Annotated in this window: 22 protein-coding genes; 13 read left to right on the top strand and 9 right to left on the bottom strand. The window is 63.7% G+C overall.

What is annotated here, in order from left to right:
* Positions 1-47 precede the first annotated feature (47 nt).
* Complete coding sequence (locus tag JJ959_RS09270) at positions 48-413, top strand: response regulator (RefSeq protein ID WP_292882489.1); 366 nt, start codon at positions 48-50, stop codon at positions 411-413.
* A 15-nt stretch (positions 414-428) separates the two neighbouring features.
* On the opposite strand, the gene JJ959_RS09265 is transcribed toward JJ959_RS09270, so the two are convergent.
* The 3 genes from JJ959_RS09265 to JJ959_RS09255 form a co-directional block, all read right to left on the bottom strand.
* Positions 429-1,070 carry a class I SAM-dependent methyltransferase gene (locus JJ959_RS09265; protein WP_292882486.1) on the bottom strand — a complete coding sequence of 214 codons (642 nt, stop codon included), beginning with the start codon at positions 1,068-1,070 and terminating at the stop codon, positions 429-431.
* A 28-nt stretch (positions 1,071-1,098) separates the two neighbouring features.
* Positions 1,099-2,319, bottom strand: coding sequence for a DUF3419 family protein (locus JJ959_RS09260; RefSeq protein WP_292882483.1), 1,221 nt, complete (start codon positions 2,317-2,319; stop codon positions 1,099-1,101).
* 184 nt (positions 2,320-2,503) lie between these two features.
* Positions 2,504-2,737, bottom strand: coding sequence for a hypothetical protein (locus tag JJ959_RS09255; protein WP_292882480.1), 234 nt, complete (start codon positions 2,735-2,737; stop codon positions 2,504-2,506).
* A 67-nt stretch (positions 2,738-2,804) separates the two neighbouring features.
* On the opposite strand from JJ959_RS09255, the gene JJ959_RS09250 reads away from it, so the two are divergent.
* Positions 2,805-4,094, top strand: coding sequence for a S8 family serine peptidase (locus JJ959_RS09250; protein WP_292882477.1), 1,290 nt, complete (start codon positions 2,805-2,807; stop codon positions 4,092-4,094).
* Positions 4,095-4,101: 7 nt separating this feature from the next.
* On the opposite strand, the gene JJ959_RS09245 is transcribed toward JJ959_RS09250, so the two are convergent.
* A complete protein-coding gene (locus tag JJ959_RS09245; protein WP_292882475.1) occupies positions 4,102-5,244 on the bottom strand; it encodes a trypsin-like peptidase domain-containing protein in 1,143 nt (380 codons plus the stop codon).
* 44 nt (positions 5,245-5,288) lie between these two features.
* Between JJ959_RS09245 and JJ959_RS09240 the strand changes: the two genes are divergently transcribed.
* Together JJ959_RS09240 and JJ959_RS09235 are read left to right on the top strand one after the other, a co-directional pair.
* The gene (locus tag JJ959_RS09240) at positions 5,289-5,981 is read left to right on the top strand and encodes a trypsin-like peptidase domain-containing protein (protein WP_292882472.1); all 693 of its coding nucleotides are present in this window, start codon (positions 5,289-5,291) and stop codon (positions 5,979-5,981) included.
* Positions 5,982-6,216: 235 nt separating this feature from the next.
* The gene (locus JJ959_RS09235) at positions 6,217-7,023 is read left to right on the top strand and encodes an enoyl-CoA hydratase-related protein (RefSeq protein WP_292882470.1); all 807 of its coding nucleotides are present in this window, start codon (positions 6,217-6,219) and stop codon (positions 7,021-7,023) included.
* A gap of 76 nt (positions 7,024-7,099) precedes the next feature.
* Here the strand turns inward: JJ959_RS09235 and JJ959_RS09230 are convergent, their stop codons facing one another.
* Positions 7,100-7,564 carry a VOC family protein gene (locus tag JJ959_RS09230; protein WP_292882467.1) on the bottom strand — a complete coding sequence of 155 codons (465 nt, stop codon included), beginning with the start codon at positions 7,562-7,564 and terminating at the stop codon, positions 7,100-7,102.
* A 285-nt stretch (positions 7,565-7,849) separates the two neighbouring features.
* Between JJ959_RS09230 and JJ959_RS09225 the strand changes: the two genes are divergently transcribed.
* Positions 7,850-8,317, top strand: a complete 468-nt coding sequence (locus JJ959_RS09225; protein WP_292882464.1) for a hypothetical protein — start codon at positions 7,850-7,852, stop codon at positions 8,315-8,317.
* Positions 8,318-8,354: 37 nt separating this feature from the next.
* Here the strand turns inward: JJ959_RS09225 and JJ959_RS09220 are convergent, their stop codons facing one another.
* Complete coding sequence (locus JJ959_RS09220; RefSeq protein ID WP_292882461.1) at positions 8,355-8,732, bottom strand: hypothetical protein; 378 nt, start codon at positions 8,730-8,732, stop codon at positions 8,355-8,357.
* 312 nt (positions 8,733-9,044) lie between these two features.
* On the opposite strand from JJ959_RS09220, the gene JJ959_RS09215 reads away from it, so the two are divergent.
* A complete protein-coding gene (locus JJ959_RS09215; RefSeq protein WP_292882458.1) occupies positions 9,045-9,746 on the top strand; it encodes an isoprenylcysteine carboxylmethyltransferase family protein in 702 nt (233 codons plus the stop codon).
* A gap of 56 nt (positions 9,747-9,802) precedes the next feature.
* Here the strand turns inward: JJ959_RS09215 and JJ959_RS09210 are convergent, their stop codons facing one another.
* A complete protein-coding gene (locus JJ959_RS09210; protein WP_292882456.1) occupies positions 9,803-11,107 on the bottom strand; it encodes a HEPN domain-containing protein in 1,305 nt (434 codons plus the stop codon).
* A 118-nt stretch (positions 11,108-11,225) separates the two neighbouring features.
* Entirely contained in the window at positions 11,226-12,224 is a 999-nt protein-coding gene (locus JJ959_RS09205) for a glycosyltransferase family 9 protein (protein WP_292882453.1), read from the bottom strand.
* Between the two features lie 105 nt (positions 12,225-12,329).
* Here JJ959_RS09205 and JJ959_RS09200 point away from each other — a divergent pair, with 105 nt between their 5' ends.
* From JJ959_RS09200 to JJ959_RS09180, 5 genes are all read left to right on the top strand, one after another.
* Positions 12,330-12,746, top strand: a complete 417-nt coding sequence (locus JJ959_RS09200; protein ID WP_292882450.1) for a DUF6165 family protein — start codon at positions 12,330-12,332, stop codon at positions 12,744-12,746.
* A 7-nt stretch (positions 12,747-12,753) separates the two neighbouring features.
* On the top strand, positions 12,754-13,980 hold the full coding sequence (locus tag JJ959_RS09195; RefSeq protein ID WP_292882447.1) for an O-antigen ligase family protein: 1,227 nt from the start codon (positions 12,754-12,756) through the stop codon (positions 13,978-13,980).
* 72 nt (positions 13,981-14,052) lie between these two features.
* The gene (locus JJ959_RS09190; protein ID WP_292882444.1) at positions 14,053-15,003 is read left to right on the top strand and encodes a 3-hydroxyacyl-CoA dehydrogenase NAD-binding domain-containing protein; all 951 of its coding nucleotides are present in this window, start codon (positions 14,053-14,055) and stop codon (positions 15,001-15,003) included.
* Between the two features lie 8 nt (positions 15,004-15,011).
* A complete protein-coding gene (locus JJ959_RS09185) occupies positions 15,012-16,265 on the top strand; it encodes an FAD-binding oxidoreductase (protein WP_292882441.1) in 1,254 nt (417 codons plus the stop codon).
* Positions 16,266-16,420: 155 nt separating this feature from the next.
* Positions 16,421-17,308, top strand: a complete 888-nt coding sequence (locus JJ959_RS09180; protein WP_292882438.1) for an OmpA family protein — start codon at positions 16,421-16,423, stop codon at positions 17,306-17,308.
* A gap of 106 nt (positions 17,309-17,414) precedes the next feature.
* Here the strand turns inward: JJ959_RS09180 and JJ959_RS09175 are convergent, their stop codons facing one another.
* Positions 17,415-18,521: a M14 family metallopeptidase gene (locus tag JJ959_RS09175; protein WP_292882436.1), complete on the bottom strand. Its 1,107-nt coding sequence runs from the start codon at positions 18,519-18,521 to the stop codon at positions 17,415-17,417.
* A gap of 167 nt (positions 18,522-18,688) precedes the next feature.
* On the opposite strand from JJ959_RS09175, the gene JJ959_RS09170 reads away from it, so the two are divergent.
* Entirely contained in the window at positions 18,689-20,227 is a 1,539-nt protein-coding gene (locus JJ959_RS09170) for an alkaline phosphatase family protein (RefSeq protein WP_292882434.1), read from the top strand.
* Positions 20,228-20,310: 83 nt separating this feature from the next.
* Positions 20,311-21,282 carry an alpha/beta hydrolase fold domain-containing protein gene (locus JJ959_RS09165; protein WP_292882431.1) on the top strand — a complete coding sequence of 324 codons (972 nt, stop codon included), beginning with the start codon at positions 20,311-20,313 and terminating at the stop codon, positions 21,280-21,282.
* The last annotated feature ends 1 nt before the right edge of the window (position 21,283 follow it).

Raw genomic sequence — 21,283 nt, 5'->3', positions numbered from 1 at the left:
TCCGGGGCGATCCGGGACGGGCGCCTCAAGACGGGAGCATTCTCTGAATGACTTCAATTCTGGTCATTGACGATGACAAATCTCTGCGTGATCTCCTTGCGGGAATTCTGCGCGAGCAAGGCCACGAGGTGCAGACCGCCGAGGAAGGAAATTCCGCGCTCGCTTTGATGGCGGAGGCGACGTTCGACCTGGTGATCTCCGACATCATCATGCCGGGCAAGGAGGGGATCGAGACGATCCGGGAGATCCGGTCGCTTCATCCCGAGGTGCGGATCATCGCCATGTCAACCGGCGGTTCGCTCGGTAATGCGCAAATCCTGGAATACGCCCGTTTGATCGGGGCTCACGAAGTGATCCGGAAGCCGGTCGAACTTCCCGCGCTAATTGAGATGATCGCGCGGATGTTTCCGTAAATCTCCGTCCCTCCTTCAGAGGGACGGCCGGTCGGTGCGCGCCAGTCTGAACAATTCGGCATAATGACCGGCGAGAGCGCTTACCGAGACCTCCATATCTCCCGCGGCGTTCTTCTCTTCGACCCAGATCCGTATGCCTGGCCGATGCTCGACATGGAACCAGGCCAGCCAGGTGAAGAGCAGGTGGCGGAACCAGGCGGGCATGCCGCGTTGATCCCCGAAATCGACGATATGCAAAGTGCCGCCCGGACGGAGCAGGGTCACCGCGCGGTCGAGCGCGGCGCGCCACGGCGGGATCATCGAGAGCGAATAGGAGAAGACGATATGATCGAACCCGTCCGGCTCATCGAACGTCTCGCCGGGGTCGAACCGCTCGGCAAAGGCGAGGCCGAGGCGGATCCGGTCCTCTAGTCCCATCCGGCGCAAGGAGGCTTCCGCGGTTTCCAGCATCTCGGCTGAAGCGTCGATGCCGAAATAGCGGCAGTCAGGATAGCGCCGCGCCAGCTTCGCGAGATTGCGCGCCGTGCCGCAGCCGATCTCGCAGACCGACTCTCCGGGCGCCGCGTTCAGGTCCCGGATCAGCCGGTCGCGGCCCAGCAGGTAATATTTCCGCGTGAGGTCGTAGAAGTGCCGCTGGACCCGATAAATCCGGTCCATCTTCTCACCGGCATCCTCCGACAGAGGATCAGTCTCGGCGGACGTAGAGATGGAAGCCTCCATAGATCGACGAGCGGTCGCGCCGGCAGAGATCTTCCGACTCTTCCGCCCGGTAGTCCCAGCGATCGAGGATCTCGCCCGGCACGCGCCCTGGAAGCGGGCTCTCCTCTCCGGCGGTACGGAAGATGACCCGCGCGCCCGGCGCCGAGGTGCGCAGGATCTCGGACCAGAGGTCGGAGAGCTGCTCCGCGTTCATCCAGTCCTGCGCATCGAGCAGGATGTAACGGTCGAGGCATCCGGCCTTGCGCGCTCCGAGGAAATCGGTCATCGAGGCCTGGACGACATCGACCTTTGCTGCATTCTCCCGCAGCGTCTGGTAGTTGCCGGCGCTGAGGTATCGCGGAATGGCCTGGCGCTTCGCCCGATCGTAGCCGCGTCCGAAGGCCTGCCAGGCGAAATAGTTGTCGTCGATCGAGAAGTCGCAGGCGAGCCGCTCGAGGCGCGAACGCATGAGCCCCGCCATGTCGCCGCCGGCCGAGGCCGAGAGCGCCTCGAACTGCGCCGGCGGAATGCCGAGACCATAGAACGAGACCGGCAGGCGGCAGAGCGCGCGCACCATCCGGCTGTCGAAGATCGGACCGATGATGGCGTCGAAAAGCGCACGCTGCTCCTGCAGGGTTTCCGCTTCGAGGATGTGGCGCGGGTTCTTGCCGTGCAGGCGGGCGATCAGGTGCAGAAGGCCAATAAAGCGGCCGAGCAGGCCGAACTCGTAGACATTGCGCGTGAACATGTCGATGCGCCGGCCGCGCAGCCCGCGCTTGCTCCAGTAGGCGCGGGTCTCGGCATCCAGATGCGGCGCCAGATCGCGGAAATAGACCCGCTTATTTTCGCGTTCGTCGGCATGGCCGAAGAAGCGGAAGAAGGTCTCGTGGTCGGGCAGCTGCTTGAGCGCGGTCAGTTTCAGGCGGGTGAGCGCGACATGGGCCGGATTGAGATCGACGGCCTGGATGCTGGCCGGACGCTCGGTCAGGTAGTTCAGGATGTTGCAGCCACCGGACGCGATGGTGAAGACCCGGCTCTCCGGCGTCAGTCGCAGCGCTTCCAGATCGACCTCGGGATCCTCCCAGATCTGCGGATAGACGAAGCCCTTGAAAGCCATGGTGAACATGCGGTCGAGAATGCCGCGCTTGGTCAGCTTGTGGCCGCTGCCGGCGGTGACGGCGTTCTGGAGCAGGGGGTTGGCGGACATGCGTGCGAACTCTCCCGGATGGCGCGGTGCCTGGCGGGTGCCGCCGGACCGGTCCATGCTTGGTGAAGCTCATACGGGATTCGTGTTTCAGCTTTGTTTCAGGACATCATGTCTCTGAATTCAAGGAACATTGCTGCTGTCGCGGTGCCTCGCCGGGCGGGCCTTGAAGGCCCCGAATCGCGCCTCAGGCGCGGCCGTGCGCGGCGAGGGTTTCGCGTCCGCTATGTGTCGCTTCAACGATCGCGCCGGCGCCATCGATGTGGCGCCGGACGACGAAACCGCGGTCGACCGCTTCCTCCCAGACGGTGAGACGCGGACAGGAGGTGCGCCAGGCCTCCATTACCTCGCCATAGGGCCGGGGTTTCTCGGCGACCCATTCGACGAGATCGAGAATGAGGGGCATTGGGGTATCGTCCATTGCCTTCTCCGGAATGCGAAAGCTGTTACAAATCCAGAGTAGCATGAAACCGGAATGAGGCCTCCAAATGCCGCAGCGCCTGCAGAGCCTTGCACTTGCGTCCATTCTTCTCTGGTCGGCGCCGGACGCGGCAGCGTCGGGCACGGAAGGACTGATGCGGGCGGACGCCGCAACGCGGGCGATCTGCGCAGCGCCGCTTGCAGATCCCGACGGGATGCTGCCGGACGGCATTTCGCTTGCCGGACAGGACGGCGGCGTCAATTCGGACAATTCCGGACGGCGCCTTCTCACGCTTACTCTCGGGGAGGGCGGTGAAGCGGTCGTCGACATGTTTCTGCAGGGCGGGGCCCTGCGCCGTCTGCGCCTCGAATACAGCGCTCCGGCATCCGGCGGCCCGCGCCCGGAGGCGATGGTGCAGTACGGTCCGGATTGCCTGCCGGCGCTGGCCCGGAGGCTCGTCTATGGCGCGCGGCGCGATGTGCCGGTCCGGCTGGAACATCTGCAGCCGGATCTCGCCACGGTATCCTTTGTCGAGGAGCTTGATCCGCCGGTGCCGCCGGGTGCGGATCCCGGCGGCGTGACGGTGGCGCAGATCGACAGCGGGGTGAATTACCTGCTGCCGCATGTCGCCGCCCGGCTGGCGCGGGATACCTCCGGTGCGCCGCTCGGCTACGATTTCTGGGACATGGACCCGCGCCCCTTCGATCTCGACACATCCCGCTCGCCCTATTTCCCGCTGCGGCACGGCACCGCCGTCGCAAGCATCCTGATCGCCGAGGCGCCGGAGGTCCGGCTGCTGCCCTACCGCTATCCGCGCGGCAACATGGAACGGATGGCGGAGCTGATCGCGGCGGCACATGGCGCCGGCGCGCGCATCGTCCTGATGCCGCTCGGCAGCAACGACGCGGCAGACTGGGAAGCCTTCCTGCAGGCGGCGGAGGCCCGACCCGACATGCTGTTCGTCGTCTCCGCGGGGAATAACGGACGGAACATCGACACGGCCCCGGTCTACCCGGCAGCCTTCCCGCTCGCCAACATGATCACCGTAACTTCCGCGGATGCCTTCGGTCGACTCGCGCCGGGGTCGAACTGGGGGCGGCGGTCGGTTGATCTGATGGTGCCGGGCGAGGGGATCGAGACCATAGATCATCGCGGCGCCGTCGCGCCCGCCTCGGGCAGCAGCTTTGCCGTACCGCGCGTCGCCGCGCTCGCTGCGCGCCTGCTGGTGCGGAACCCCGGTTGGAGCACCGAAAAGTTGGTCGAGGCGATCCGCGCCCGCACCGCGCGGGGGTACGGGAATGCGTCTCCGGACGTTGGTTGGGGCTGGATCCCGAACCCCGCTGACGACGGGCGCTAGAGGTGGTTCAGCGCCGCTTCGGGCGCGGTGGCGGGTTTTCGAGGAAGCGTTTCGCGACCGGCAGCATCTGCGGATTGACCGCCTCTATCTGCTGATAGGCCTTTTCGGCGAGCGCCCGATCACCGCCCCAGATCCCGGCCTGCAGGGCGAGACGGAGGATCTGATGGTCGTCCGGCAGATGCTGCATCAGGAAACTGAGATGTGGGATCTCCTCCTCGTAGCGCGCTGCGAGATGGTAAGTGACTGCGAGGCCCATCCGGGCATTGAGGGCGTTCGGGTCTTCCTCCAGCGCCGCCTCGAAGAGGGCGATGGCCTCGTCGAACCGGCCTTTCATGCCGAGTACCTGGGCGGCAAGATCCATGTTCTGCCGGTTCCGGCTACGGCTGCAGGAGGTGGCGAGCGCGCTTGCCTCCTGGTCGCTCAGTGGCGTCCGGTCGGCCCGGTGCCGGTCGAGATTGAGCATGCAGATCCGGATCGCGGCGCCGATCTCGTCACTGGCCGCCAAATGGTCTGCGCCGCTGTTCCGGCGCAACTCGGCGATCGCGGCCGCCGGGATTGCCTCGAAGCGTCCGTCTCCGCCTGCCGCGACGATACCGGCGAGATGGCCGTCCGTGCCGACAAGCGCGCCGCCGCTATGCGCGGGCTGACCATAGGCGGTGTGATGCAGGCGGGCGAAGGGATACCCGTCGGCGGGTGGCAGCAGAATGTCTCCCGGATCGTAGGCGCGGATCTGCCCGAAGGAGACATCGGCGCCGACGGTAAAGAGCGGGGCGTGGACGGGACCGTCCGGGAGAGCGATCGCCGGTCCCTCCGGAAGGTCCGGTGCGGAGAGCAGGATGAGGTCCGCTTCATAGGCCGAGGGCACCACTAGGGCCTTGATCCGCTCGCCGCTCTCCAGGAACAGCTCGACCTCTTTGTCGCCGGCGATGAGGTGTCGGGTCGTGACCAGTTCGGTCGCCGAGAGACGGGTTGCGCTGCCGATGCCGCCCGGGCCGGAGATGGCAAAGATTGACGCGCGGACTGCGCAGACCGGCTCGGGTTGGCGGCAGTCCTCCTGTGCCTCGGCGAAGCCGGAGAACAGGAAAGCGAGCAGCAGCGCCGCTGCCATATGGCGCCGGAGGAGGGGCTGTGTCACCTTGTCGAGCCGCATCATCATCAATCCGCGTGAGACGGAGCGACCGGGAGGAGACATCGATGGCGCGAGCTCGGACCGGGCCGCTGTTGCTTCTTTTCTGCCTGTTTTTTGCCGCGTCTCCAATGGCGAAAGCGCAGACCGACGCGCGCAAGGCCTGGGCGGCCGCCGCGCCTTCGGTCTTCGAGGTCGAACCGACCTGGCCCGGCTACGAGCGCCCGGGCTTCGGCGCGCCTGCCGGGACCGCGCCGGAAGGCACCGGCGTTGCGGTCCTGCGCTCCGGCCTGATCGCGACCGCCGCGCATGTCGTGCTGAAGGCGACCGAAGTGCATGTCGTCGCGCCCGACGGCACCCGGCTGGAAGCGAAAGTTGCGGCGGTCGATCCGCGGACCGATATCGCTCTCCTGGAGATCGCGGCCGAAACCACGCCCATCGCGCTCGCCGGGGAGCGCCCCGAGACCGGCGCGCCCGTCTGCGCTCTTTCCAACGCCTTCGGGCTCGGCGTCGGCATCACCTGCGGCGTCGTTTCGGCGAACAGACGCTCCGGCATCGGCTTTAACCGGGTGGAGGATTTCCTGCAGACCGACGCGGCGCTCAATCCGGGCTCCTCGGGCGGCGCGCTGGTCGATCTGGACGGGCGGCTGGTCGGCCTGCTCTCCGCCATCTTCACGAAGGACAGCGACGCCAATATCGGGGTGAACTTCGCGGTCTCGACCGAGCTGCTGCTGAAGAGCGTGCCGGACGGGTTGAAATAGGCCGCAGGTCCGGGTCGCGGCGAGCTCTGGACGTCATCCCGGCCGCAGAGCGGGGACCTTGTCGAACATCGGGTCCAATTCTTCGTGAAGTCCCGGATCAGGTCCGGGATGACGACGTCGGGAGGCTGTATCCTCTTTCTCTCCCAACCGGAGAGAGTGAGTTGCGCGTGCACCTCTTGCTCCACGCGCCTGGGTCCGTGACACTGCGGCCAAATCAAATCGTGGAGGAAACAAGATGACCGCCCCGCTGCCCGGCCCGTTCGAAACCCTGACGCTGGAGCAACCCTCCGAGCATGTCCTGCTTCTGACCCTCGACCGGCCCGACCGCGGCAACGCGCTGAACACCCAGATGGGCTTCGACCTGCGCGAAATTTTCACCGAGCTCTATCGCGACCAGCGCGGCATCCGCTGCATCGTCGTCACCGGGCGCGGCGAGAAGATCTTCTGTGCCGGCGGGGATCTGAAAGAGCGTAACAACATGAGCGACGAGACCTGGCAGACCCAGCACGCGCTCTTCGAGCAGGCGGTCCGCGCCATGCGCGACTGCCCGATCCCGATGATCGGCGCGATCAACGGCGCCGCCTTCGCAGGCGGTCTCGAGATCGCGCTCTGCTGCGACTTCATCTACATCGCCCCGAACGCCCGCTTCGCGCTGACCGAGGTAACGCTCGGCATCATGCCGGGCGCCGGCGGGACCCAGAACCTGCCGCGCGCCGTCGGCGTCCGTCGGGCCAAGGAGATCATCCTGACCGGCACGCCGTTCAATGCCGAGCAGGCGATGGAATGGGGGCTCGCGAACAAGCTGTGCGACGCGGGCAAGGTCGTGGAGGACGCGCTCGCGACGGCGGAGAAGATCGCGGGTAATGCGCCGATCTCCACCCGTCAGGTGAAGAAGGCGATCGACGTCTCCACCCAGCTCGACCTTCATAACGGCTACGCCTTCGAGATCGAGGCCTATAACCGCATGGTCCCGACCGAGGACCGATTGGAGGGCGTGCGGGCCTTCAACGAAAAGCGCAAGGCGGAGTTCAAGGGGAAGTAGTTCTCAAACTTGATCGTCATCCCGGCTCTGCGGCCGGGATGACGTCCAGAGCTGATTGCGTTCAGCGCCCTGCTTCTCAAAGCCCCGCCCCCGCGCGCCATTCGGAGAGCGGCAGGAAGCTCGGAATGTTCCGCGGCTCTTCCGGCAGCAGCGAGATGAATTCGAGCGAATGGCCGTCCGGGTCGTCGAAATAGACGCTCGCCGCAGGCATCCAGCTCAGCACCACCGGCTCGTCGATGGGATCCTCGCCGTTCTTCGTCGGCGTCAGGCCGGCGGCCTTCAGCCGTTCGACAGATCGCTCCACATCCTCCAGCGCCACGTTGAAGGCGATGTGCAGCTTCATCCCCATCGGCGCCGAGCCGACGCCCCAGAGCCCGAGCATTGCCTTCTCCGCCTCCGGCACCCAGAAGAAGGCGACATTGCGTTCCTTGAACACCTTGGCGAGCGGCAGATCGAGCACGTCGCGATAGAAGGCGATGGAGCGATCGAGATCGCGGACGGTCAGATGCGCCTCGTAGAGGCCTTTGATGGGGACGATCATGAGGCGTTTCCTTATTATCAAGTTATTTCTTGAATAATAAGGTCGGCGCGAATGAATTTCAAGAGAACGGCTGGATCATCGACCCGGAGCAACGGCACTTCGTGTCCCGCTTCGACCAGGGCCACAACCCACGCGCGCCAATTTTTCTTGCTTGCCGCGCCAATCGTTTGTTAGGGGCTTATCGGGGGAGTTGAACTAACTGCTTAAAATACCTAGGAAAAATGGGGTATTGCGGTGCGCGTTCATTCCTCTCGTCTACAGACATTGATCGAAAACAATCCGGACGTGCTCCAGGATCGGGCGACCGCCGAAAGCTCCACCGGTTTCGGGAAATCCCTGTTCCTCGCGGAGCACTGGACGGGCCTGCTCGAAGAGCATCGGGCACAGCGCACCACCATCGATCCGCTCGCGCTCGGCGCACCGTTGTTGCCGCACATCGTTCTGCTGGACGTCCTCGAAGAGGGGGAGGATTTTCGCTGGCGGCTCTTCGGCGGTGCTCATGCCGACGAATATGGCGTCAATCTCGCGGGCATGCATCTGAACGAGCTGAAGAAACACAATCCCGCGACGGACGAGGTCGAGCTGATCTTCCGCCACGCCACCGAGACGCGGGAGCCGACCTGGTACCGGATCGATTATGTGAACGACCGTGGCTGCCGGCGCGCCTGCTGCGGCGTGATCCTGCCGCTTTTCGACGCGGACGAGACGGAGGTCACGCACCTGCTCGGCTGCAGCGAGTGGATGGACCGCTAGGCGGGGTCTTTTTCGGCGTCTCTGATGTTCCGGTCCGTCACGTCCGGTCCCGCAGCCAGTCGGTCGCGGAGCCGACGTTGCCGAATACCTTCGTCTCGACACTCAGATTGCTGACCTGCACCTGCGCGGCGAGGGCCTTGGCGAGAACCGGATTCAGGTCGCCGGTCGCCACCAGGGCCGTCCTTGCGCCCGGGCCCCGGGCCGGGGCGTACTCGGCCACGGCGTCGACGATCATCTTGAAGCGGTCATGGGAGATCTCGGAGAGGCTCGCGGCGCTCAGATCCCAGATGCAGAATTTCGACGGTATCCGTGAATAGTGGCCGTGGATCGCATCGACGGCCTCTTCGGCCGTAACGATCCCGTCGACCCGGAACACGACCAGATCGCTCTCTTCGACCAGCGTATGGATGGGCATCGCTCTCCACTCTGTTAGTCGTGGGGAAAGCAATCATATGCCGATATTTACCGGGGAGTGGGGGAAAATCCTATTGCCCCGCAATCCCGCTCGTCATTCCGGCGAAGGCCGGGACCCAGAAGAACGAAGGAGGCGCCCCATGATCTCTGGGCCCCGGCCTTCGCCGGGGTGACGGATCCTCTTGGTTTCGCCGACAGGGCTCCGGGTTTCAGGGAGCGTAAACTGCGCGGGAGAAAGTATTTCGGTTCAGCCTTCGTGTGCCGATAGCCTTACGGGAGGCGACGTAGTTTGGTATGTCGAGTGGGGGATAACATGTCAGGGATGAGGGACGACAAGGGGACTGGACGAAAGGCATCGCCCCTCCACTGGATCAGACTGGTCGCGGTCTATCTCCTGATCCCGGTGATCCTCTTGCTGTGCGGCGGGGAGCCCGGCTGGTGGCAGGCGTGGCTCTATTCCGTTCTGGTCATTGTCGCCGGTCTCGGCGGACGCATCTGGGCGGAATGGCGGCATCCGGGGCTGATGGCCGAGCGGCAGGATGCCGGATCCTGGGACAAGGTGCTCGCGCCGCTGATGGCGGTGAGCATCGGCTACCCGCTGGTGATCGCGGCGGGGCTGGACCACCGCTTTCACGGATCGCCTGAGTTTCCGCTCTGGCTGAACGCCGCCGGCTTCCTGATGGTCGCTTTCGGATACGGTTTCGCCGTCTGGGCGCTGGCGGAGAACCGCTTCTTCTTCAGCGTGGTCGTCGTCCGGACGGAGCGCGGGCATGTGGTGTGCGATACGGGACCGTACCGGTACGTCAGGCATCCGGGCTATGCCGGAAACATCTACGCCCTGTTCGGGATCGTTCTCGCGCTGGACTCGCTCTGGACGCTGATCCCCGTTGCCTTGGCGCTGGTCGTTTCGGTCATCAGAACGGTGCTTGAGGACCGGACCCTGCATGACGAACTGCCGGGGTATCAGGACTATGCGCGGCGGGTGCGGTACCGGTTGGTGCCGGGGGTGTATTGAGGAGGGCGATTCTAAAGCCGATTGGTGTGTCCCTTATTTGCTCATGGGCTCTTTATTTAGTGTCCGTATCTCATGTTTTCGAGATTATCGATGAATTCGTCGTGACTCGTATATTTATCCCAATGTCTCAGCGAATAAAACATAAATTGCCAAATATTGTGCATGTATTTTGATATTTCTTCCTCGTGTTTTATGTCGTGGCCGTGATGAGTTCGTCTCGATCTTAATCCATAAACACGCTTAAAGTTTTTTACTATATCTTGTCTTATTTTTGGATCATTAGAAATTGCAAACGCTAGCCGATCAGCGCCCAAGGAGCCGATTGGTTCAGTGGAGTTTTTCAATGCGAGCATTTCGAATGCGGTCGTAATTTGAAGCAATTTATCTGACGGATCGATATGATAAGCGGATCGCCCATAAAATAAAATTGACCGCATTAAATGTTCTTGGAATGAATTTTCTTGCTTATCTGAAAGTATGCTTAGTACATGGAGTCCAAATTTCTCATAATGACTTATTATTTCGAATGACAGGTCCATTTCCCACATGGGTGGTATTAGACTATCATTCATCTGAGCGGAATCTTTTGAAAATGCCAATCTGAGAAGTGATGGCCAAGGCCGCAAATCCGCAGGCGCAACATGAGATGTTATATTAAAAATTAAGATCGGTGCAGACCAGTAATGTAACAGAGATAAATATCGCTCTGAGCGCTCTTCGGCTATTTCAAAAGCGCGGATTTCTTCTGCTTCTAGATGAAATATTAATACGGAACGCCCCAAAAAATTCTTCCGTAGCTTTTGTAAAAAACCATGATTTCTATCAGCATTTGGCAATTTGTGTACTAATTCCTCGAAATTTGACATAATTGAATTGCTAAACGTAGTTATCGTAGAAGATCCGAATTTTAATTCTCCATCAATTCTGAGTCCTTTAACGGGAATAAAAATTTTTTGTTTTTGAACATTTTCAGAGAAATATTTTTCTATAATTTCTCCAAATTCAGTTTTATTTTTTTTGAGATATAGTTCTCTTATATAATCTTGAGAAATTTTTCTTATGCTTTTTTCAGAAATATGGTTCTTGATCGAATTATGTTCTGAAATCTTATTTGTAAATTTTTGAAATTTATATAGATTTTCGCCGCTTAGTCCCCGTGGCGTGCCATCATAAATGAAAGAAATTGCAATCTCTTTTCCTGAGGCATCAACTATTGTTGCTTGGGTAATATCAATTATATTTTCTTCTGTTATTTTGTGGTCAATTGGACGGTCAGGATGAATTGGGCTTCTATCACGATTTTTATAGAAACGTGATAGATCTTCGATCAGAGGTGGGTAGAGCGCAACCTGTTCTCCCATCCAAGCTGAGAATCGATCGTTTAGCTTAAACATGCTGGCTAGATAACTCGATTAATTGAAGTTTTCTGATTATAGATGAATGTATGTAAGGTCGCTCAATTAAAAATTTCGGATTTAGCTAAATCAACTCTTCGACAGCTTCCACTACCTTCGCTACCGGGATCAGTTCGGGGTCCTTCCCCCCATGGTCCTTCGAATCCACAATCGTCAGCCGCTTGGCACTCGGCGCGTATTTCGCCGGGTCGTGCTTGCTGAACAGCGAGACCAGCGGTGCGCCGCCGGTCGCCAGCATGTGACCGCTGCCGCTGTCGTTGGCGAGCGCGGCGGAGAGGCGGCCGGCGAGGGCCATGACGAGGACCGGGCCTTTCAGGTCCGGACGGTTGTCCGTGCGGTCCCATTCGGGGAAGAGCGCTTCCGGCACCGCCTCGCGCCAGGCGGGCACCTTCGCCGCTTCCTCCGGCCCGGCGAAGAAGACCGGGACGCGGCCACGCGCGACCTGTTCCTTGGCGACGGCGAGGAAGTTCGCTTCCGGCCAGACCTTCACCGTGTCGCCGGCCCCGGGGGCGATGCCGATATAGGTCGGGCCGTCCGGCAGCAGCTCTGCTGCGAGCGCCCTGTAGTCCGGCGCGACCGGATCGAAGGCGGGCACGGTCTCGGGACGGGGCGCCGCAAGGTCGAGGAGGAAGGTGAGGGCCTTCAGCAGGTGGCGGTCGGGCTTTGCGCCGCCCTTCGGCTTCGCGTCCGAGAGCAGGAAACCGGCGGCCGGGCTGATGAAGCGTCCGTGGCGGATGCGGCGGGCGTTCAGGCTCCGGCGGAGCGTCATCTGGGTGTCGATGACGAGATCGAAGCGGCGGCCCTCCAGCGGGCGCGGGGCCCAGGGGAGGAGGGCGGAGAGATCGTCGCCGATCCCGGCATGCTCGATCACCTCGTCGAGCAGGTCTTTCACGACCGGCGCCAGCGCCTTCGCATACATCGACGGACCGAGCCCGGCGAGCCAGGTGATCTTCGCGTCCGGGAAGCGGGCGCGCAGATCCACCAGGAAGGGCAGCTTGAAAAGGCCGTCGCCGATGGTCTCGCCGCAGGAATAGATCAGGACCGTTTCGGGGCGTTGCGTCATGGCGGCAAATCGGCGGTTGGAAGGCGGGCGCACTATGACCGATCTTTGCTTCCGAAACCACACGTGCTAGCCAACGCACGACCTGACATTCGCTGGACGGACCCCATGAGCGACACCATCCTCGTTCCCATTGCGCCGGGCGAGCTGCTGGACAAGATCACCATCCTCGAGATCAAGCTGGAGCGGATGGAGGACGCGGCGAAACTGGCCAATGTCCGCATCGAGTTTGACGCGCTCGACGCGGTGCGCCGGGAGAAGCTTCCGGCGAGCGCCGAGCTCGCCGATGCGACCGCGCGGCTCAAGGCGGTCAACGAGGAACTCTGGGTGATCGAGGACGATATCCGCGACTGCGAGCGCGGCGGCGATTTCGGGCCGACTTTCATCGAGCTCGCCCGCGCGGTCTACCGCACCAACGACCGGCGCGCGGCGATCAAGAAGGAGATCAACCTGCTGCTCGGGTCCGCGCTGGTGGAGGAGAAGTCCTACAAGGAGTATCTCGCGCCCGGAACGGCCGGCGGGTGAGGGCGCAATGAGCCCCGACGCAATCCGGAGCCATGCCCGAGATCCGCGTCTCGCGCGGGTTCGCTTCTGGGTGCTGGCGGTCTCGCTGTTGATTTTCGTACCGGTCGGTATTCTCGCCAAGCAGGCGATGGCTACGCTTTTCATCGCCGCCGCCATCCTGCTGCTCGGCGCGGTCTGGCTGGAGCGGCGGCGCCTGCCGCTGCCGGAACGGCCGGTGCAGATCGCCTTCGGCGTGGTGCTGCTGCTGTCGTTCATCGGACCGCTTGCCGGTGGCTTTCCGCTCGATCTTGCCCGGACGCTGCCGAAGCTGGGGCTGCTCGCACTGCTGCTGGTGACGGTCTCGGCGGGGCCGGAGATCGCGGCGGGGCTGGCCGCCCGCAAGCTCGCCTCTCTGCTCGCGCTCTCGCTATGCCTGGGCGCGCTGATCCTCGCCGTCGAAATCCATTTCGACGCGCCGCTCTACCGCTTCTTCTCCGGCAAGGGGGAGGCGGTGGACGTCGCGCCCTCGCGTTTCAACCGGGGCAGCACCGCTCTGGTGTTGCTGACCTGGCCGGCGGCGGCCGCACTCTGGCTCGCTGGCCGCCGGGTCTTTCCCGCGATCCTCCTTCTGATCGGTCTTGCCGCTGCCCTCTCGGGCGAATCCGCCTCGGCTGCGCTGGCGGCTATCGTCGCGCTGCTCGTCCTGCCGCTGGCGCTGTTGTTGCCGCGGTTCACGGGAGCGGCGATCTTCACATGCTCTGCGTTGCTGATGCTCGGCGCACCCTGGCTGTTCGCCGACATTCTCACACTGGTACCGGATTATCTCTCCCTGCTGCCGCCCTCCTTCGCGGAGCGGCTTGAGATCTGGAACGCGGCGTCGCTTGCCGTGCTGGACCAGCCCTTGCTCGGGCAGGGGGTCGGGGCGATGCGCGGGCTGGAGGTGCCGGAGGCGCTCCGGGAGAGCTATGCGCTCTTCAAGACGCCGACCATCCATCCGCACAACGCGGCGGTGCAGATCTGGCTCGAGTTCGGGCTGTTCGGGATCGTTGCTGTGCTGGCGCCGCTCTGGAGGCTTGTCCTGGCGATCGGCGGGAAACCGCAGCCCGCACGTGCCGCGGCACTCTCCGCGCTGGCGGCGGGGCTGGTGATCGCCTCGGTCTCCTACGGGATCTGGCAGGAAACCTGGCTCGGCATCATCGGCTTCACCATCCTTTGCTTCGGCGTTCTCTGCCGCGACGATAGCGCTTCCGACTGATCGCTTTTCCATACCGCGCGGCTGGTGTTAAGTGGCGGAAAGAAAACGCGAAGCGAAGCGGGGAGACATGGCATGGCGGGGTATACGGCGGTGGACGAGGTCGGCCGGATCGGAATTCTCGGGGGCGGCACGATCGGCGCGAGCTGGTCGGCGTATTTCTTGGCACACGGCTATGACGTCACCGCCTGGGATCCGGGACCGGATGCCGAGGCCAAGCTCCGCGCCTTCGTCGACAATGCCTGGCCGCAGCTGACCGAACTCGGTCTCGCCTCCGGTGCCGACCGCAAGCGGCTTTCCTTCGTCGCAACGCCGGAAGAGGCGGTCGCCGGCGCCGACTTCATCCAGGAAAGCGCGCCGGAGCGGCTCGACATCAAGCGCGAGCTTTACCGGATAATCGACGGGGCGCTCGGGCCGAACGCGATCTTCGCCTCCAGCACCTCCGGTCTCGTGATGAGCGAGATGCAGCAGGGGCTGAAAAGCGCGCCGCGCATGGTGATCGGGCATCCCTTCAATCCACCGCACCTGATCCCGCTGGTCGAGGTCGTCGCCGGAAAGGAAACCGATCCCGCCGCCGCCGACTGGGCGATGGATTTCTACCGCCATGTCGGCAAGCATCCGATCCGGCTGAAGAAGGAACTGAAGGGCCATCTCGCCAACCGGCTGCAAGCGGCGCTCTGGCGCGAGGCCCTGCTCGCGGTGAAGGAGGACATCGCCTCGATCGAGGATATCGACGCCGCGATGTCCCAGGGGCCCGGGCTCCGGCTCGCGCTGATGGGGCCGCACATGATCTTCAACCTCGCCGGCGGCAAGGGCGGCATGGCGCATTTCTACGATCATATCGGCCCGGCGATGGAGGCCTGGTGGGAAACCATGCAGGAGACGCCGAAGCTCGACGCAAGCCTGCGTGCCGCGCTGATCGAGGGTATCGAGGAAGAGGCCGCCGGCCGCTCGATCGACGATCTCGAGGCGGAGCGCGACGGAAAGCTGATCGCGCTCCTGAAGATGCTGCAGGCGAAAGGATAGGGCCAACCGTGTCCAAGGGTTCGAAATCGACCATCGTCATCGGCGCCGGCATCGTCGGCATCGCTACGGCGCTGCGCCTGCAGATGGACGGCCGCAAGGTCACCGTGATCGACCCGAAAGCGCCGGGGCGCGCGACCTCCTTCGGCAATGCGGGGTCCATCGCCATCGGCGCGGTCTATCCGACGGGCTCTCCCGGCAATTTCAAGCAGCTGCCGAAAATGCTCTTCAACCGCAGCGGCCCGGTCTCCATCCGCTGGTCCTATCTGCCGTGGCTGGCGCCCTGGCTCTGGCGCTTCTTCGTCGCCAGCACGCCGGCGCGGGTCGAGCAGATCTCCACGGAACTCAGCGCCCTCGTGGCGCCTGCGGGCGAGGCGCACAAGGCGCTGATGAAGGCGCACAGGATCGAGGGCATCGTGAAGCCGCTCGGCTGGCTCAAGGTCTATACCGGCGAAGCTTCCTTCCGCAGCACGCTGGAGGAACGCCTGGTGATGCAGAAGCTCGGCGTCAACCTGCAGCTGCTGAACCAGGACGAACTGCGCCAGCTTGAGCCCGGACTCGCCCCGAATTTCACCCACGGCGCGTTCCAGCCGGACAATCTCTTCGTGACCAGTCCGGTGAAGCTGGCCGAAGCCTACGCGGAGGCCTTCACGAGGCTCGGCGGCAGCATCCTTGCCGAGACGGCGGTGCGTTTCGAGCGGGACGGCAACCGGGTTGCCAGGGTCGTCACCGATCTCGCCATCCACGAGGCGGAGCATGTGGTGATCTGCGCCGGTGCCTGGTCAGGCAGGGTCTGCGAGATGCTGGGGATCCGCGTTCCGCTCGATACAGAGCGGGGCTATCACCTCAATCTCGTGCAGCCGGAAGACGGGCCGAAATTGACCCGTCCGGTGGTGATCGGCGATCACGGGTTCGTCCTGGCGCCGATGCAGGACGGTATCCGGCTGACCAGCGGCGTCGAGTTCGCCGGCGTGGACGCGGCGCCGGACTTTACGCGCATAAAGCGCATGCTGCCGCTGGCGCAGAAGGCCCTTCCCGGTCTCTCCGCAAACGTCACCCGGGAATGGCTCGGACATCGCCCTTCGACACCGGATAGTAAACCGGTGATTGGTTCGGCGCCGGGATTGGAGAATGTTTTTCTTGGCTTCGGTCACGGTCATATCGGTCTGACGCTGGCTGCGCGGACCGCGGATCTTCTGGCCGACAGGATCGCCGGACGCCCCGCTGACATTGACCTTGCGCCTTTCGCGGCCAACAGGTTCTGAGTTTCCACAAAACCGACTTATTTTTTACGGATTTCGGCCAAATATTTCGCTGAAGCTTCCATGTGCGAAAAAACATTGCCCGCGTCTGCCGTTGCGCTATGAGTCTCTTGGGACTCTTCACAGTCATGCAAAATGCCACCGAGGAGGGGAGAAGCATGAAAAGCATTCAGAACTCGAGATTTAAGATTGCCGCCGCTGTGTTCGGCGCGGTCCTGCTGTCCGGTTGCGCCGGAATGCAGCTCGAAAATGCACGCGAGGTTGAGCCCAAGGGAACCGATTTCACCAACGCGCTCTACAAGGAATACATGCGTCTGTCGGAACTCGAGTTCCTTGAGGGCGACTACGCGGATTCCGACGCTTTCGCGCTTCGCGCGATTGCCGCGGCCAACAACCAGCCGACGGCCCCGGAAGAACTTGCGGCACGCAACCTGCCGGCCGCGCACAAGGGCGAACTCGCAACGGCCCGCCGCGAACTCGTAGAGGCGATGGACGCGACGGCGACGCAGAAGGCTCCGGTCTTCGCGGCGATGGCCCAGGCGGCCTTCGACTGCTGGATGCAGGAGCAGGAAGAAAACTTCCAGCCCGACGACATCGCGGCCTGCCGCGCCGACTACGATGCGGCGATGAAAGCGATCAGGCTCGCTCTGAAACCGGCTCCGGCCGCCGCTGCTCCGGCACCGGCACCGAAGGCGCCCGAGCGGATGGCGGCGACCTACACGGTCAATTTCGACTTCGACTCCGATGCGATCACTGCTGACGCGAGCGCCATCATCGCCGAAGCCGGCATGGCGATCGACGAGATGAAGGCGCGTACCGTGATCCTGTCCGGTTACACCGACCGTGCCGGCTCCGAGGCCTACAACCTCAAGCTCGCCGACCGGCGGAACAAATCGGTTCTGGGCGCGCTCGAGATCCGTTCGACCAAGAAGATCACGGGCCTCACCGAGTTCAAGGTCTATGGCGAGACGGAAAACCTCGTGCCGACCGCGGACGGCGTGAAAGAGCCGGAAAACCGGCGTGTGAAGATCGAGATCATCCGCTAAACGGTTGACCCATATTCAAATGGAAAGGCCGCCTTCGGGCGGCCTTTTCTGTTTTCACCCTCATTGATCGTCACCCCGGCCTCCGCCGGGATGACGAGCGAGGAACTCAGCCGAACTTTTCCAGCCCCATCATGGTCTGGCGGATGATCTGGCGGGAGCGCCAGAGCACCATTTCGTACCAGTCCTCCATCTGCGGCGAGTAGTGGTTGCGGATCTGGTTCTTGATCCGCCGGGTCTCCGGATCGGTCCAGTCGACCTCGCCCTGATTGTGCAGCCAGTGATCCTCGCGCAGCGCGATGCGGCCGCGGTCGGTGCTGTAGGTGCCGTATTCGAGCGCGACGTAGGTGTAGTCGTCGCCGAGTTTCGCATTCCAGAGCTCGCGCGAGGTGCCGTGCAGCGGGATCGAGGAGGAGGTGCCGAGCTCCGGGACGCCGACGGAATCGCCGTACATCTCGACCACGCGCTGCATGCCCTTGCTGCCGGGCAGATGGGCGCAGATCGGCTCGCCGTAGCCGAACGGGCCGAGGCCGGTGTGATAGTCGATCACCGCGACGAGGGAACGGTCGGCGAGCTTGAAGTCTTCGATGATCTTCTCCAGCGTCTGCCGAGCCCAGGAGGGGCCGAAGCCGCCGAAGAACATGCTGTGGGCATGTTTGTACTGACCGGCCTTGCGCGCGGCCTGGAAGGCCTTCTCGCCGTGTTCCTTGCGGAAGGCGGCGATCTTCTCCTCCGCGGCCTTCAGGGTCGCTGCGTCGAGTGAGGGCGGGACGAGGGCGTCGACCAGTTCGTCATGTCCGGGATTCTCGGGCACCGGCTTCGAGAAATCGATGTAGTTGCGGTTGAGATCGCAGCCTTCCTCCGTCACCCGGCGGAGCCAGGCGAAGCCGTGCGGGTTCAGCGCGTGGATATGCAGCGCCGCCATGTCCGGGCCGAGCCCCTGGCGGGCGCCGGAGAGGAACCAGTCGATCTGCGCGCCGGAGCCGCAGAAGCCCTCGACCCCGTGCGTCGCCGAGATCGTCACCAGCACCTTCTTCGCGTCCCTCGGGCCGACCCAGGCGGCGTCGCAGGCGAGTTCCTCGCCCGTCGGTCCCGTGTTCGGGTTGAGGTAAGTGGTGACGTCGGCGCCCTCGCGCTCCGCGGCGGCGAGGAAGCGCGAACGGGCTTCGGCATAGTCCTTGGAAAAGGCGTGATCGAGGAATTCGAGAATGCTCATACGGTCGGGTCCGGGAAACGGGGCGGGATGGAAACGGAGGCGAGATTAGCAGCAGACGGAAAACAACCGCCACTTCCGTAACGGAATTTTCTGTTGAGCGGATCGGAACAAGGTGGGAGCGTTCGCCGGTCTTGTCCTTTCCTGTCGCGTGCGGAGCCCGGACCGTCATGTCCCTTCCCGGAAACATCCTCGTCATCACCGCCGACCAGTGGCGCGCCGACTGTCTCTCCGTCCTCGGCCATCCCGCCGTGAAGACGCCGAACATCGACGCGCTCGCGGCCGACGGCGTGCTCTTCGAGCGGCATTACTGCCAGGCCGCGCCCTGTTCCCCCGCGCGCGCCTCGCTCTATACCGGGCTCTACCAGATGAACCACCGGGTCTGCCGCAACGGCACGCCGCTAGATGCCCGCTTCACCAACATCGCGCTCGAAGGCCGGCGCGCGGGCTACGGGCCGGCGCTGTTCGGCTATACCGACCAGAGTTTCGATCCGCGCGCCCTGGCAGCGGACGATCCGCGGCTCAAGACCTACGAGGAGGTCCTGCCGGGCTTCGAGCGGATCGCCCGCTTCGACGAGCAGGCGGCGGACTGGCTGCAATGGCTGGAAGGCAAGGGCGAGGACGCCTCGGACGGGCTCGGCGGGGTCTATGGCAAGGTTCCGACCCCCTTCAAGCGCTCCGATCTGATTCCGCGCTTCTCGGCGGAATACACGGAAACCGGCTACATCACCGAGCGCTTCCTCGATTTCGTGGAGCGGCAGGAGAGCGGGGCGCCCTGGTTCGCGCATCTTTCCTTCATCCGCCCGCACCCGCCCTTCTCGGTGCCGGAGCCGTACAATTCGATGGTGCCGGACGAGGCGGTCGAGATGCCGGTCCGCGCGGGCTCTCCGGAGGAGGAGGGGGCGCTGCACCCCTTCGTCCGTTACGTGCTGGGCGAGGTGAAATCGAAATCCTTCGTGCCGGGCGGCGGCGACCGGCCGGTGACGGACTGGTCGGACGAGGAGATCCGGGCCGTGCGCGCGGTCTATTACGGCATGATCGCCGAGGTCGACGCCCAGCTCGGCCGGATGATCGCCGGACTGAAGGCGGCGGGCGCCTACGAGAACACGCTGATCGTGCTGACCAGCGACCATGGCGAGATGATGGGCGAGCACCATCTCTTCGGGAAGCTCGGCTATTTCGAGGGCAGCTATCACATCCCGCTGATCGTCCGGGCGCCGGACGGGCCGCGCGGCACGCGGGTGCGCAAATTCACCGAATCCATCGACATCGCGCCGACGCTCGCCGAGTGGAGCGGCATCGATGTCCCGCTGCAATATGACGGCCGCTCGCTTATGCCGTTCCTCCGCGGCGGGGAACCCGCCGACTGGCGCGAGGCGGCGCACTGGGAGTTCGATTTCCGCGAGGTCGTCAGCGGCAAGCCGGAGGCGGCGCTCGGCCTCAAGCTCGACCAGTGCCAGCTCGCCGTGCATCGCGGCGAGCGCTTCAAATACGTCCATTTCGCCGCCCTGCCGCCGCTCTTCTTCGATCTCGAGACGGACCCGGGGGAGCTGGTCAATCTCTCGGGCCATCCGGACTATGCGGCGGAGGAACTGGCGGCCGCGCGGGCGATGCTCTCCTGGCGCCAGACCAATAGCGAGCGGACGCTGACCGGGATCGAGATCACCGCGCGCGGACCGGTCGAACGATCCTTCGCGGATCGCTACTGAAGCGGTTCCGCGGGATATCTTGGCCGGACTCTCGCCGGACTGGTAAGCTGCCGCGAAAAACGGGTGGCATTCCGGGGAGCACCATGAGCGAGACCGACAATTATTCCATCGACCCGCAGATGGCGAAGGCCATCGAGCGCATGGTCGAGATCGTCGAGGAAGAAAATCTCGGCCCCATCCCGCTCGACCCGACCCCGCCGGAAGCCCGCATCCGCATGGAGGCCGAACGCGCCTGGTGGAACAGGGAACTGCCGGAGATGGCCGAGGTCCGCGAGGAGACGATCCCGGGCCCGCACGGGCCGATCCCGGTGCGGCTGCTCTATCCCGATGTGCCGCGCCCGGCGCCGGTGCTGGTCTATTTCCACGGCGGCGGCTGGGTCGTCGGCTCGCTCGAGACCCATCACCGGGCGATGCGCTACCTCGCGCTGAAGAGCGGCTGCGCCGTCGCCGCGGTCGATTACCGCCTCGCGCCGGAGCACAAGTTCCCGGTGCCGCTGGAAGACTGCGTCGCCGCCATCGAGCATGTGAGCGCCAACGGCGCCGCCTGGGGGCTCGACCCGTCGCGCCTCGCGGTCGGCGGGGACAGCGCGGGGGCCAATCTCGCGCTCGGTTCGGCGTTGACCCTGCGCGACCGGGGCGCGAGCCCGATCCGCTCTCTCACCCTGTTCTACGGCTGCTTCGACCGGGATCTGGAGGAGGAGTCCCACACGCTCTTCGGCGACGGATCCTTCGGCCTCTCGACCGCCTCAATGCGCTGGTACTGGAACCATTATCTGCGGGACGATACGGACGCCACGAACCCCTATGCCTGCCCGCTCCGGGCGGATCTCGCGGGCCTGCCGCCGACCCAGCTCTATCCCGCCGGGCTCGACCCGCTGCGCGACGATTCCATCCGGATGAAGGAACGCATGGAGGCGGCGGGCGTGCCGGTCGAGTACAAGCTCTATCCCGGCGTCTGCCACGCCTTCATCAACCTGACCCGCATGGTCGACCAGGCGCACGAGCTGATCGACGACGCGACCGGCGCGATCCGGCGCAATCTCGGGCTCGCCTGAC

This window comes from Nisaea sp., from assembly GCF_017640745.1.
Classification (GTDB): Bacteria; Pseudomonadota; Alphaproteobacteria; order Thalassobaculales; family Thalassobaculaceae; genus Nisaea.
The sequence above is the reverse complement of the archived record's forward strand: the minus strand, read 5'-3'. Positions and strand labels throughout refer to the sequence as shown.